The sequence below is a fragment of the Rhizobium sp. P2_G9 genome (assembly GCF_056403475.1).
Genome location: NZ_JBFUFK010000009.1, coordinates 1 through 13,220, shown reverse-complemented (window position 1 = coordinate 13,220; position 13,220 = coordinate 1). Strand labels below are relative to the sequence as shown.

The 13,220-nt window shown below is 59.8% G+C and carries 15 protein-coding genes; 6 read left to right on the top strand and 9 right to left on the bottom strand.

The genetic code is table 11. The features are described from left to right. The first annotated feature begins 186 nt into the window (after positions 1–186). Together AC1DYF_RS09210 and AC1DYF_RS09205 are read left to right on the top strand one after the other, a co-directional pair. Positions 187–678, top strand: coding sequence for a pyridoxamine 5'-phosphate oxidase family protein (locus AC1DYF_RS09210; RefSeq protein WP_477876413.1), 492 nt, complete (start codon positions 187–189; stop codon positions 676–678). Positions 679–743: 65 nt separating this feature from the next. Next, a complete protein-coding gene (locus AC1DYF_RS09205; RefSeq protein ID WP_477876412.1) occupies positions 744–1,331 on the top strand; it encodes a DJ-1/PfpI family protein in 588 nt (195 codons plus the stop codon). 263 nt (positions 1,332–1,594) lie between these two features. Here AC1DYF_RS09205 and AC1DYF_RS09200 read toward each other — a convergent pair whose 3' ends face one another. From AC1DYF_RS09200 to AC1DYF_RS09160, 9 genes are all read right to left on the bottom strand, one after another. Continuing rightward, positions 1,595–1,882 carry a transcriptional regulator gene (locus AC1DYF_RS09200; RefSeq protein ID WP_477876411.1) on the bottom strand — a complete coding sequence of 96 codons (288 nt, stop codon included), beginning with the start codon at positions 1,880–1,882 and terminating at the stop codon, positions 1,595–1,597. 21 nt (positions 1,883–1,903) lie between these two features. Beyond that, entirely contained in the window at positions 1,904–2,902 is a 999-nt protein-coding gene (iolG, locus tag AC1DYF_RS09195) for an inositol 2-dehydrogenase (protein ID WP_477876410.1), read from the bottom strand. A gap of 63 nt (positions 2,903–2,965) precedes the next feature. Next, positions 2,966–3,790, bottom strand: coding sequence for a 3-methyl-2-oxobutanoate hydroxymethyltransferase (locus AC1DYF_RS09190; RefSeq protein ID WP_477876409.1), 825 nt, complete (start codon positions 3,788–3,790; stop codon positions 2,966–2,968). A 4-nt stretch (positions 3,791–3,794) separates the two neighbouring features. After that, on the bottom strand, positions 3,795–4,577 hold the full coding sequence (locus AC1DYF_RS09185) for a TIM barrel protein (RefSeq protein ID WP_477876408.1): 783 nt from the start codon (positions 4,575–4,577) through the stop codon (positions 3,795–3,797). A gap of 5 nt (positions 4,578–4,582) precedes the next feature. After that, positions 4,583–4,894 (bottom strand): MocE family 2Fe-2S type ferredoxin, encoded by a 312-nt coding sequence (locus AC1DYF_RS09180; RefSeq protein ID WP_477876407.1) that lies wholly within the window; start codon positions 4,892–4,894, stop codon positions 4,583–4,585. A gap of 150 nt (positions 4,895–5,044) precedes the next feature. Next, a complete protein-coding gene (locus AC1DYF_RS09175) occupies positions 5,045–5,866 on the bottom strand; it encodes an ATP-binding cassette domain-containing protein (protein ID WP_477876406.1) in 822 nt (273 codons plus the stop codon). Then, on the bottom strand, positions 5,863–6,831 hold the full coding sequence (locus AC1DYF_RS09170) for an ABC transporter permease (protein ID WP_477876571.1): 969 nt from the start codon (positions 6,829–6,831) through the stop codon (positions 5,863–5,865). Before AC1DYF_RS09170 ends, AC1DYF_RS09175 begins: the two co-directional genes overlap by 4 nt. A gap of 231 nt (positions 6,832–7,062) precedes the next feature. Next, positions 7,063–8,043 (bottom strand): sugar ABC transporter substrate-binding protein, encoded by a 981-nt coding sequence (locus tag AC1DYF_RS09165; protein ID WP_477876405.1) that lies wholly within the window; start codon positions 8,041–8,043, stop codon positions 7,063–7,065. A 161-nt stretch (positions 8,044–8,204) separates the two neighbouring features. Continuing rightward, a complete protein-coding gene (locus AC1DYF_RS09160) occupies positions 8,205–9,224 on the bottom strand; it encodes a sterol desaturase family protein (protein ID WP_477876404.1) in 1,020 nt (339 codons plus the stop codon). A 302-nt stretch (positions 9,225–9,526) separates the two neighbouring features. Between AC1DYF_RS09160 and AC1DYF_RS09155 the strand changes: the two genes are divergently transcribed. From AC1DYF_RS09155 to AC1DYF_RS09140, 4 genes are all read left to right on the top strand, one after another. Continuing rightward, entirely contained in the window at positions 9,527–10,555 is a 1,029-nt protein-coding gene (locus AC1DYF_RS09155) for a LacI family DNA-binding transcriptional regulator (protein ID WP_477876403.1), read from the top strand. Between the two features lie 137 nt (positions 10,556–10,692). Continuing rightward, positions 10,693–11,928, top strand: coding sequence for an NAD(P)/FAD-dependent oxidoreductase (locus tag AC1DYF_RS09150; protein ID WP_477876570.1), 1,236 nt, complete (start codon positions 10,693–10,695; stop codon positions 11,926–11,928). 97 nt (positions 11,929–12,025) lie between these two features. Continuing rightward, a complete protein-coding gene (gene purU / locus AC1DYF_RS09145; protein ID WP_477876402.1) occupies positions 12,026–12,910 on the top strand; it encodes a formyltetrahydrofolate deformylase in 885 nt (294 codons plus the stop codon). A gap of 1 nt (position 12,911) precedes the next feature. Then, a partial coding sequence (locus AC1DYF_RS09140; RefSeq protein WP_477876401.1) for a tetrahydrofolate dehydrogenase/cyclohydrolase catalytic domain-containing protein occupies positions 12,912–13,220 on the top strand: 309 nt, incomplete at its 3' end.

Genomic DNA, 13,220 nt, shown 5'->3' with positions numbered 1-13,220 from the left:
ATTGGCACAATGTGTCAGTTTTTTGACGTGGCCGCCAGTATCAGAAATCACCCCTGCACAGCTATGTGGTACGCAATCTTCGCACAGGTTGCATTTGACGWATGGCAGTTCCTGAGGCGGGGCGATATGCGGAACCATTGAGCAGGCTTCGGGTTTTTCCCACAGCAATCGAAAGGGAGATCCATCATGAGCAGCGTCGAACGCGCCAAGACCGATCCGATTTCACAACTCTGGGACGAATTAGACAGCGCGCATGTCGTCATGCTCGGCAGCCCCGACCATGCCCAACACATGCGACCCATGGCACCGCAGAGCGCACGCGAGGAAAGGGCCATCTGGTTCTATACGCGCATCACGTCGGATATCGCCAGGGCGGCCGCCAATGGTGGCATGGTGCATATGTGCATGGTCAAAGACGACTACCAGGCGTGCCTCGACGGCAATCTCACCGCCACTTATTCTCGCGATCATATCGAGCGCTATTGGTCCTCGCTCGTCGAAGCTTGGTATCCGGGCGGGAAGGACGACGCGGAACTGACCATGCTATGCTTCAAACCGCGCAGTGCGCAGATTTGGGCCAGCACTGGCTCGAAGCTGATCCTCGGCTGGGAGATCGCCAAGGCGATCACCGGCGGCCATGAACCGGATGTCGGCCACACGGCGAGAATAACCTTCTGATCCTGCCAATTTCTGGCAGCGTGCTGCGCTATCCTCGGAACATTCCAAATTGCCGGGGATACGCCATGACCAGATTGCTTGCTCTGCTGACACCGAACTATGCCGACTGGGAATTCGGCATGGTTGCCGCGGCCGCACGTGGCTATTGCGAAATCGATGTGCTGACCGCTTCGCCCGATGGCGGCTGGGTCGAATCGATGGGCGGCCTGAAAGCCATCCCCGACATGGCGTTCAACGATATCGATCTCGGCCGCTTCCGCGCCGTGCTGGTCATCGGCGGGGCGATCTGGGAGACCGAGGAGGCGCCCGATATCAGCGAACTCCTGCGCGCCGCCAACTGGGACCAGCGCCTGATCGGCGCGATCTGCGGCGGCACGCGCGCGCTGGCCGCCGCCGGCCTGCTCGATCGCGTCCAGCACACCAGCAATTCCGCCGACTATCTCGCCGGCGTTCCCAGCTATCGCGGCAAGGATTTCTATCGCGACACCCCGACTGCGCTCAGGGCCGGCAATATTATAACGGCGCCGGGCACGGCGCCGGTCAGCTTCATGAAGACGATCATGGAAGCCTTCGGTCGCGGCGGCGCGAATCTCGACTTCTATGCGGGGCTGTTCGGGGCGGAGCATATGGCGCTTGGCAAGCGGGCGGCGTGAGGGCAGCGCCCCAAGGGGTAGAACTCAGGAATTAGATATGAGCATGTCGCACCTGTTTGGAGCTATTCTGTCGGCTCAAACGGGTCGCCCCTTGGGCTGGCTGGGGCGCGAATGCTCCTCACACATCCTTGCTGTGCGCAGAAACTCGCGACAGCGGAATTGGCCGGAAAATGCTCGCGTCCACAAGGCAGTCAGATCCGCTTGAGCGATGTCGGTTGCGCGGCTGTCAGAAGGCCAGTGTCGGCAGGATACGCGACCCAAAATCAATCGACGCGGGCACGTCTTCTCAGTTCGTCACGGAATATCGTGCGCACGTCAGCCAAGCTTGATTTTCCAAGCAACTTCACGAATCTCGCCACAGTTGCTGCAGGAACGTTCGCATGTGCTGCAACTTTCACGGCAGGCTCAAAGGCTAGCAATTCCGGACGGGCAAGGCAGGCCGCCGCAAGTTTTCTTACCTGCGGCGGGAATGTCAGTTCACGCCTGAGAATGCGCTCCCGGAGATCGCGGAAAGCCATTTCTCCCATTGCGCTATCATCCGACATTGACATAGCGCGTCTCGCTTGGCCGGCTTAGAGGATGCTGGCCAGCTTGACCGCCTCGCCGGACTTTGCCGACCGCGTTGCGGCCTCGGCAACGGCGAGCGCGCTGACACCATCGTCGAGCGTGACCGGCAAAGCAGATCCAGCGTTGACCGCGTCGACAAAAGCCGCCCACTCGGCCGAATAGGCGCGCATATAGCGTTCGAGGAAGAAGAATTCCGGCTTGGCGCCAACCACGCCGGCCTTCGTGCTTTTCGAAACAGTGTTTTCCAGAACGTTGCCTGCTGACAGCAGTCCTTCCGAGCCGAGCAGTTCCACGCGCTGGTCGTAGCCATAGACGGCGCGGCGGCTGTTCTTGATCACTGCGATACGTCCATCGGCGAAATGGAGCGTGACGACGGCCGTATCGACATCGCCTGCAGCGCCAATTTCCGGGTCAACGATCGAGCTGCCGACCGCCATCACCTTTTCCGGCAGGCCGCCCATGATCCAGAGGGCCATGTCGAAATCGTGGATCATCATGTCGCGGAAGAGACCACCCGAGACCTTGACATAGGAAACCGGCGGCGGCGCCGGATCGAACGAGGTTACCGACAAGAGTTCGCTCTTGCCTATCTCGCCACGGTCCGCAGCCGCTTTCAGCGCTGCGAAGTTCGGGTCGAAGCGGCGGTTGAAACCGATCATGACGGGACGGCCGGTGGCCGCCGCAGCCTTCTGGCATGCGCGTGCCCGTTCGAGGCTCAGATCCACAGGCTTTTCGCACAGCACGGCCTTGCCGGCTTTCGTTGCTGCCTCGATCAGATCGGAATGGGTGTCGGTCGAGGTGGCGATGAGCACGGCATCAATCGAAGCATCATTGATCACCTGATCGGTCGTTGCCGGCTGCGCACCATATTGACCAGCGAGTTTCTGCGCCGCTTCCATATTGACGTCCGACACAGCCACCAACTGGCTGCCGGAATGGGAAGAGATCGCCTTGGCGTGCACGTTGCCGATGCGGCCGGCGCCGAGAAGACCAACTTTAAGCATATTCGTTCCTTTCTGACGGCCGAAGAATTTCGGCCCCTGCTATGGATGATTGAGCGATTGCCCTTACGCCTTGATGCGTGCTGTGAACGTTTCGAATTCGGCATCGGAAATCGGCACCGCATGCTGTAGTGCCGGATAGGCTCCCGTGTTCACATCGGCGATGAATTCCTTGAACGCGGCGACCCGCTCCTGCTGAAGCCGTTCGAGTTCCTTGGCAAAATTGCGGTAGGTCTTGGCGTGGCGTGGCTTGTGACCTGCCGTGTAGCCGAGCACGTCCTCGGCAAACAGATATTGGGCATCTGCGCCTGGGCCAGCGCCCATGCCGAGCATGATCATAGACGTGTTCTTCGAAATCATTTCGCCGACGCGGTCGGGCACGACTTCGAGCTCCGCACCGAAGCAACCAATGGCTTCGAGTTGCTTGACCTGCTTCCAGAGCCGGATGGCTTCATCCGCGGTTTTGCCGACGGCGCGGAAGCCGGTCCAGGTGATGTAGGAAGGGATGAGGCCGACATGCGCGACAATCGGAATGTGGTTGTCGCAAAGGGTTTTCTGGATGTCGTAGGCGGCAGCACAATAGAAGCAGTCGCCTCCCATGGCGGCAAAGTGGAAGGCGGCACGCAAATAGTCTTCGGCTGTCGCCAGAGGGCGGCCCTGAAAGCTTCCCCAGCCACCATAGGGAAGACCGACCTGAACGAAGCATCGCCCGGCCGCCTCGCGCATCTCCGGGCTGAAGAAGCGGCCTTCGATGGAGAGCATGTGGATGCCGGCGGCATCGGCCGCGGCAGCTTCCTCCAACGTCGTGACATAGAGCATGGAGAGCTTCTCACCTCGCGCTTTCATAACGCGGATGTCGGCGACAGTGGGGCGAGTGTTCTTGCTAACCATGGGCTTACACCGAAAAAGCGTTGCTGAAGGCTTCGAGTGCGGCCTCGGGATTGCCAGAGGCAAAGGCTTCCATGCCGACCGGTCCGGAATAACCCATAGCCTTCAGTGCTTTGGCGATGCCATGCCAGTTCACCTCGCCTGTTCCGGGCTCACAGCGGCCGGGCACATCGGCGACCTGGATTTCGCCGATCCATGGAAGCGATTTGCGGCAGAGTTCGATCAGATTCCCCTCACCGATCTGGGCATGGTAGAGATCGAGGTTGAGGCGCAGGCGCGGATGATCCACGCCGGAGACCAGCGCCAATGTATCTTCGGCGCGGCCGAAAGGCACGCCTGGATGGTCGACGGGAAGGTTGAGGTTTTCGAGCGTGAAGATCACGCCTTCCTCCTCGGCCATTTCCACGATCCGAAACAGCGTGTCACGTGCTTTCAGCCACATCGCACCCGTTATGACTTCGATCGGCTGGATGGGCAGACCGCCCTCCCCGAGCCCGGTGCCATGCAGGTTGAGACGCTGCACACCTAGGCGCTTACCGACTTGCGCCGTTTCGCGAGCCGTCTTGATGAGTTCGTCCGCGCCGTCATTGTCCGTCAGGCGGCCGCGTAGATAACCATTCATGATGGTGAAGCTGGCGCCGGTGGCTTCCAGCTTGGCGAGGTCGTGGTCCGGCCAGTTCCAGAGGCCGACCCCGAAACCCATCTCTTTCAAGCGGCTGGCGCGCCATTCTATGGGACGATCGCGCCAGAGCATTTCGGCGCAGGCGGCAAGTGCAAATGTTGAAGTCATGATGTTCAGATCTCGATGAAGACGCGGCCGTTCTCGACCTTGACGGCATAGGTTTTCAGGTTGACACAGACGGGCATACGCACGGCTTCACCCGTGCGATAATCGAACTGGCCGTTGTGCTTTGGGCATTCGATGACGTAGTCCATCACCAGACCATCGGCGAGGTGCACCTTCTCGTGCGTACAAAGGCCATCGGTGCAGAAATACTCGTCATCGGGACTGTGGTAGACGCAGAAGGTCCGCCCCTGGTGATCGAAACGGATCAGTTCCTCCTGATCCACGTCGCCCGTTCCACAGGCTTCCACCCATTCAGGCATGATAGTCAACTCGCTTCTTTGTTGTTTTTCGGGGTTGAAGGGGTGGCCCGGATTTGGACCCCGGGCCACCAGGTGTCCGCCGCATGCTCGGGAGAAAAGCGGACGGGAGGAATTCAATTCAAGACGATGGTCTACCACTGTCCTTGACCATCATTGCGCAATGGTCGCGGGAGAGCTGCCAGACTGCTCAGCCATATGGCTTTCGATCTCGGCCTCTAGCGAGGCCATGGTTTCTCCGCCGGCCATCAGGTCGGTGATCTCTTCTCGCGAGCGCTCGCCCTTGCGGAAGTCGGCAGCGATGGCGCCGCGGATCAGAACGGCGAAATGGTCACCCACCGCCATGGCATGCATCACCTGGTGGGTGATGAAGATGACGGCGAGTCCGCGCCGCTTCGCCTCGTTGACGATTCGCAGGACATGTGTCGCCTGCTTAACGCCGAGCGCCGCCGTGGGCTCGTCGAGGATCAGGAGTTTCGCGCCGAAATGGACGGCGCGGGCGATTGCTAGTGACTGACGCTCGCCGCCCGACAATCCGCCGACCAGCCGGTCGCCATCGTCGATCCGGGTGATGCCGAGCTCACGCATCGAGCGCACCGCAACCTCGTTGGCATACCGGCGGTCGAAAACGCTGAACGGCCCCCAGCGTCGCGTGGGTTCGGCACCGACGAAGAAGGAGCGGCCGATGCTCATCAGCGGGAAGGTGCCGCCGAACTGATGGACGGTGGCGATGCCCATCGCGCTGGCGTCGCGCGGCCCTTCGAAGATGACGGGCTTGCCGTTCACTTCCATCGTTCCGGAGGTCGGCTTGTGCACGCCGGACAAGGTCTTGATCAATGTCGACTTGCCGGCACCGTTGTCGCCGAGGAGGCAGAGCACCTCCCCTGCATTCACTTCGATCGAGATATCATGCAGAACGTCGATCGGACCAAAGGACTTGTTTACGCCTGTGAGCTTGAGGAGTGGCGATGTCATGAGCGTGTCCCTTTCTTGCCACGGGGCGAATGGGTCAGGGCCATGGTGCGGAAGGTGTTATTCATCAGTACGGCTGCCAGCAGCAGCACGCCGATGATCAGCGACGCCCAGTTGGCATCGAAGCCGGTGTAGAAAATGCCCTGGTTGACGACCGAGAAGGTTAGCGTTCCGAGCACGATGCCGACGACCGAGCCATAGCCGCCGGTGAGCAGCACACCGCCGACGACGACCGCGATGATGGAATTGAAGATGAAGGACTGACCGGCCGCCACCTGCGCACTGTTATAGAGCAGCGCCTGCGAAAGGCCGACAAATGCCGCACAGAGGCCGCTGCCGACGAACAGCCAGATCGTCAGGCGTTCGGTCGGAATGCCGGCATTGCGGGCGCTGAYCTGATCGCCGCCCATGGCGAAGATCCAGTTGCCGAAACGCGAGAAGTTGAGGATGAAGCCGACGACCGCGACGGCTGCGATCCACCAGAAGATCGTCACCTGGAATTTGCCGCCGACGAACTGGCCGAGCAGCATCTTGGCGACGGGACCACCGTTGAGCGCAACGCTGGTGCTTCCGGCCAGGATGACCGACAGGCCAAGCGTCAGGCCGGCGACCGCGAACAGTGTCGCCAGCGTCACGACGAACGACGGGACCCGGGTGCGGATGACCAGCACGCCGTTGATGAAGCCGACCGCCATACCGAGACAGAGGGCGGCGACGATGCCGACGATGATCGGCGCCTGGTAATAACCCGAGACGATGGCGATCATCATCGAGCTTGCCGGGATGACGGAGCCGACGGAAAGGTCGAGATGTCCTGCAATCATCAGGAGACCTACCGGCAGCGCGATAATGCCCAAACCTGCCGCGACGTTCAGCCAACTCGCCACGCCGCCGAGCGACATGAAGTTCGCACCGCCAAACACGGAAAAGAACGTGAAGACCGCGACGAGGCCGATGAAGGAGCCCATTTCGGGGCGGCGAACGAGGCTGCCGAGCGATGGCGTGGACGACGTCGTGCTTTTGGGCGCCGGCGCGCTCGCACGCTCTAGCGGTTGAGCTAGGGTTTGAGATTTCATGGATGAACCTCCCGGGGCTTGTAACTGTTGTAAGGTGGCGTCGTTGCACCCCGCTGATGACGCCGCTGCGGAGGTGTCCGGCCCGTCGGATTGCCCTTCGTGCCGGACACTCAAGTCAGAGCGTCAGCGAGCGCCCGCCTTCACACCGGCCAGCGTCGCGTCGATGTTCGAGGAGTCGACGATGCCGGGGCCGGTCAGGACCGGCTTGGTCGGCAGGTCGAGGCCGAAATTGACGTAACCGTTGAGCAGCGACACGGCGAGGTAACCTTGCAGATACGGCTGCTGGTCGATGGCGAAGAGCTGGCCACCATCCTTGATGCGCTGCAGCGCCGTCTCATCCATGTCGAAGGTGGCGAGTTTCACCTTGTCGCCGACATTGGCCTGCATGATGGCGTTGGCGGCACTGTTGCCGTCGCCGGCGCTGATCGTGATGATGCCGTCAATGGTCGGGTCCTTGAGCAGCGCTGCCTTGATGGCTTCGGCGACCGCGGTCGGGTTGCCGAAGGTGCTCGATGGCAGCGGCAGCTGGGTCGACTTGCCGCCATTCATGCCGACGCCCTCGAACACGCCGGCGCAACGGGCTTCGGTATTGGCCGCACCCGGCAGGGTGTTGACACAGAGCACGTTCTTGGAACCGGCCTGGCCGAAATACTGGCCGCCAGCGACGCCGGCGGTGTGTTCATCGCTGCCGATATAGTTCATCGCGCCGAGATTGTTGGCCGCATCGATACCGCCCGCGTTGTAGACGATCAGCGGAACCTTGGCCGCGACGACGGACTTGAAGGCTTCGTCCATCGCTTCCGGCACCCAATCGGGGCCGACAATGGCGCTGGGGTTCTGGCTCAGAGCCGTACGGATAAGGTTGGCTGCATCCGGGCCGAGATTGTCGTAATTCTGCGGGCCAAGCCAGGTAACTTTGCCGCCGGTCAGTTCAACGACCTTGGCGGCGTCATCGGCGCCCTTCTTCACCTTCGACCAGAACGGATCGTCCGCCTTGCCGCCGATGACGAAGATATTGGCTCCGCCGGCCATGGCCGCTGTGGCAGCCGTTGACAGGACAACGGCGGCAACCGCCGCAGCCAGAAGATGTTTCACTATTCTCATTTTACCCTCCTCCAAATACCGTCACCTGACGGCGTTACAAGACTGATTGGTTGCGCTGCCGGGCTTTTGGCCCGTCCCTGCATTTGGTTTGCGGGGGCAAGATCTCCTCCCATGTCCCCATTTCAACTGCCCAAGACGGTCGGCAGTCCGCTCTCGATGTCTCAGGCCTTGGCGCCTTGCTTGGCGTTCAGCCGTTCTTTCTTCTTCTGGAAGCGCGCCTGCATCTGGGCGTCGCTCTCCTTGGTGCCGTCGTGCCAGGTGCCGAACCACTTATCGAGCGGGATCAGGCCGTCGCCGCCATAGTTCACCTCGAAATATTTGTGATGCAGGTAGTGCGTATAGGCATGGCTATTGACGGCGGTTTCTTCGGTGATCTCCAGCTTTTCAAAGCCGATATGACCGTTGACTGCGCCGAAGCCCGCCATGTGCAATTGGAACAAGCCGACGATGGGGTTGGACGGAATCACCAGGTGCCAGAAGGCCACCGCGTGGTAGAGGAAGCCCTCGACAGGATGCATCGACAGCGACGACCAAGGCGACGGATTGACCGAATTGTGATGGACGGAATGGATCCACCTATAGAGCAGTGGTGTATGGATCAGGCGATGGATGATGAAGAAATGGACCTCGTGAATGGCGGGAGAGACCAATACGAGGAAAGCCAGGTAATACGGGTGCTCTTCCCAATTCACCCAGGAAACGAACCCATTGGCGAAGCACCACAGCATCAGCACTTCGACCACGGTCCACAGCGGGATCGAGACGAAGAACGATCGCAGAAAATTGTCGATATTCTGGCTCTTGAACCAGAAGACGTCGGAAGGCTGCTCGCTGGGAAACTTCGAATTGTACTTGAAGCGCGTGCCCTGCTTGCGCCTGATATAGTAGAAGAGCTCGATCGAACCGTAGAACACGAAGATTGCCGCGGCATTCACCGCATAAAGCCGGAGCGCCCAGCCGATGCTTAACGTCTTCATGGTCGCCACATCCGGCACGACGTAGAACCAGTAGAGCAGCGCCGTCGCCATGTGAAATGCGTTCCATGGCCAGATATATTCCGGAAGCCACTTCAGGAACGACAGCAATTTCGGCGGCCATGCCCAGGAGGAGGCGATCTCAATCCTGCCATTCGGAGCCCAGTCGCCCCTTTTGTTGCGAGTGCCAAACCTCAGATCATCCATCTCATTCCTCCGTCGGCAACACGTTGCCTTGTCTCACCCTCAGGTGTGCAGGCATGCACATCAGGGGAGGCACCAGACAAAGCTTCGCCAGTCGAGCTCCCGGCATCGATGAGCCCGTTGCGGTCGCCTGCCGCTTTCGTTGATATGTTCCAGCTTGGACGGACATCGTCCCGCCCTTTGGTTGCCGCCAATAAACGCCTTGACTGAAATCAAATCAAGTGATGATGATATCCTCAAGATACGATAGTATCATTCATGTCAAAATTGCCCGACAAAGATATGAAATGATATAAGGAGGAACTATGGCGCGCCCGACGATCCGTGACCTGGCCGAAGCGGCCGATGTTTCCATCGCCACGGTGAACCGCGTCCTCAGCGGTTCGGCCGGCGTCAAGCAGAAGACGATGGAGCATGTGAAGGCGGCGGCCCAAGCCATAGGTTTCTACGGCGTTGGTGCAATCGAAAGCCGGGTGGCGGCAGCGAAACCACGGTATCGGTTCGGCTTCCTGTTGCACCAGCCAACACGGACCTTCTACAAGAACCTGGCAAAGGCGCTCAGCGCTGCCGCCGAACGAGCATCAGAGGCGCATGTCGAAGCCCGAATCGAGTTCCTCGACGATCTGTCACCCCAAAACACTGCAGCACGAATGCTGACCCTTGCCAAAGATTGCGATGCGATTGGGGTAGTCTCCGCAGTCCACCCGATCGTCAGTCAAGCAATCCAGACGTTGCAGGATCGCGGTACGCCGGTCTTTGCGCTGATCTCACAACTGGCCTCGACCGGACTGGTGCATTATATCGGAATCGACGGGTGGAAAGTGGGACGGACCGCCGCTTGGGTTTTCGAGCATACCAGCAAGGAGCCCGGCAAGCTGGGCATCCTGGTCGGCAATCTGCGATACAGATGCCAGGAAATGAACGAGAGCGGTTTCCGCTCCTATTTTCGCGAGCATGCCCCGGGCTTCACGCTGCTTGAACCATTATTAACGTTTGAAAACAAGGCTGTCGCGCAGGAGATGACAGAAAAGCTCCTGCGGGAGCACCCAGATCTTCAAGGCATCTACGTCGCCGGAGGAGGAATATCGGGGACATTGGCCGCACTCAGATCATCGGGCATGGCCGGAAAAGTGAAGGTCGTGGGCTATGAACTCATGGACGTAACCCAGGAGGCATTGTTGGACGGTACGATGACCTTCGTCATCTCCCACCCCCTGGACCGCCTCGCGGGCGAAGTCATTGGAGGAATGATCCGCGCGGCCAGCGCTAAATCCGGGATGGGCAACTACACCTGCGTCCTGCCATTCGATCTTTATACCCGAGAGAACATCTGATCGAAAACTGGTATCTTCAGTATCATTTTCAGAGAATAATGATATGATTGATACTTTGTATCATAACCTCATTGGCAAGTCGCATCGCAGTTTTTATCCTTCATACGGGCAGAAGAGGAATCTGCTTGCTGGAGGTCATGGTGGATAGCGCAAAGCACATCGTCATTATCGGAGCGGGCCTATGCGGTGGTCGCGCGGCTCTAACCCTGCGCGAAAAAGGGTTCCTGGGAAGGGTTACCCTAATTGGGGACGAGCGAGAGCTACCTTACGACAGGCCGCCGCTCTCCAAGCAGGTGCTCCTCGGAGCGAAGGAACTGACGCTGATTGCAGCTCGGGAGGCATATCAGGGCGCCGGCATCGAACTCATCGAGGGCATGGCAGCGGCGCGGATTGACCGGGACATGCAGCAGCTTATCCTCGTTGACGGCATGGCGCTTGCCTACGACCGGCTGCTGTTGGCGACCGGCGCACGCCCCCGATCATTGCCAAATACGCAACATTTGACACGACTTATCACGCTTCGGACATATGCCGATGCTTTGGCGATCCGTGAACGGCTAGGCGCCTGCCGGAGGCTGATCGTCATCGGCGGAGGCTTCATCGGTCTTGAAGTGGCTGCTTCGGCGCGGCAGCAGCGCACGTCCGTCCTTGTTGTCGAAGGGCTTCCGCGGCTGATGGCGCGCGTGGTGCCGCAAGAGATCGCATCCGTTGTCGAAGCGCGTCACCGCGCCGAAGGCGTTGAATTCGTTCTAAACGCGACCGTGTCAGAGATTGCGGAGGACGAGGCTGGCATCACCGTTACCCTCGCTGACGGTTCTCGGTGGACGGGCGATCTCGTGCTGGCCGGCGTCGGTGCCGTCCCGAATACAAGGCTCGCAGAAGAATGTGGCTTGGTTGTCAACAACGGCATTGCTGTCGACGCCTATCTAGCGACCTCCGATCCCGATATTTTTGCAGCAGGAGACTGTTGCTCCTTTCCCTCGGCGATCTACGGCAATGTCCGTCTTCGGCTCGAGTCCTGGAGAAGCGCTCAAGACCAGGGCATTCTAGTCGCAAGCAATCTGCTGGGTGGGAGCAAGCCTTTCGTCGACGTGCCGTGGTTCTGGTCCGATCAGTATGATCTTACGCTACAGATCGCCGGACTAGCGGCGTCGGCCACTGCCACCGTGCGCCGCGACCTTGGCGAAGATGCCTTCCTGCTGTTTCATCTCGATGCAGACGGGCATCTGGTGGCAGCGAGCGGCATCGGCCGAGGCAATTCCGTTGGTCGCGACATTCGGCTAGCGGAGATGCTGATAACCGCGCGTGCCCGGCCGGATCGCAGTGCCCTCGCATCATCATCGATCAAGCTGAAGTCCCTGCTCGCTGCCTAATGCGAGCGGATTGAACAGGGCTTGGACCGCTTTTGCATGCGGCTGCAGTCAAGAAATAAGATTGCGACCGCCAATTCCCTCCAAGTACGAGACACCCATGAAGAGCTATGTCCTGACAGTCACCTGCCAATCCACCCGCGGCATTGTCGCCGCGATCACCGGCTTCCTTGCCGAGAAAGGCTGCTACATCATCGACAGTTCGCAGTTCGATGACTTGGAGACCGGGCTGTTCTTCATGCGGCTGACCTTCGTGAGCCAGGAAGGCGTGGCGATCGAAGAGATTGTGACGGGATTCGAGCCGGTGAAGAAGAAGTTCGACATGGTTAGCGAATTCCACGATGGCGACCACAAGATGAAGGTGCTGCTGATGGTCTCGCGGTTCGGCCATTGCCTCAACGACCTGCTCTACCGCTGGAAGATCGGCGCATTGCCGATCGATATCGTCGGTGTGGTGTCGAACCATTTCGATTACCAGAAGGTCGTCGTCAATCACGACATCCCTTTCCACCACATTTCCGTCACCAAAGCCAACAAGCCCGAGGCGGAGGCCAGAATGATGAACGTGGTCACCTCATCCGGCGCCGAACTGATCGTGCTGGCCCGCTATATGCAGGTGCTCTCTGATGAGGTCTGCCAGAAGATGAGCGGCCGGATCATCAACATCCACCATTCCTTCCTGCCGAGCTTCAAGGGTGCCAATCCCTACAAGCAGGCCTATGAACGTGGCGTGAAACTGATTGGCGCCACCGCGCACTACGTCACCGCCGACCTCGATGAAGGCCCGATCATTGAACAGGACGTCGCCCGGATCACACATGCACAGAGCGCCTTGGACTATGTGTCGATCGGCCGCGATGTCGAAAGCCAGGTGCTGGCGCGTGCCATCCATGCCCATATCCATCATCGAGTGTTCATGAACGGCAACAAGACCATCGTCTTCCCCGCCAGCCCCGGCTCTTACGCATCCGAAAGGATGGGCTGAGATGGCCAAGATCATCAACGGCACCGAGATTGCCGCTTCCGTCATCGACCAAGTGAAAGCCACCACGGCTGGCCTGCGCCAGGAGACGGGCGTCGAGACCGGGCTTGCTGTGGTTATCGTCGGCAATGATCCGGCGAGCCAGGCCTATGTCGGCGCCAAGAGCCGCATGGCCAAGGAATGCGGCTTCAAGTCCGTGCAGCATTCTCTGCCTGAGCATACGACGCAGGAAGAGCTGTTGGCGCTCGTCGCCCAGCTCAATGCCGATCCGACCATCCATGGCATTCTGGTGCAGTTGCCGCTGCCCAAGCAC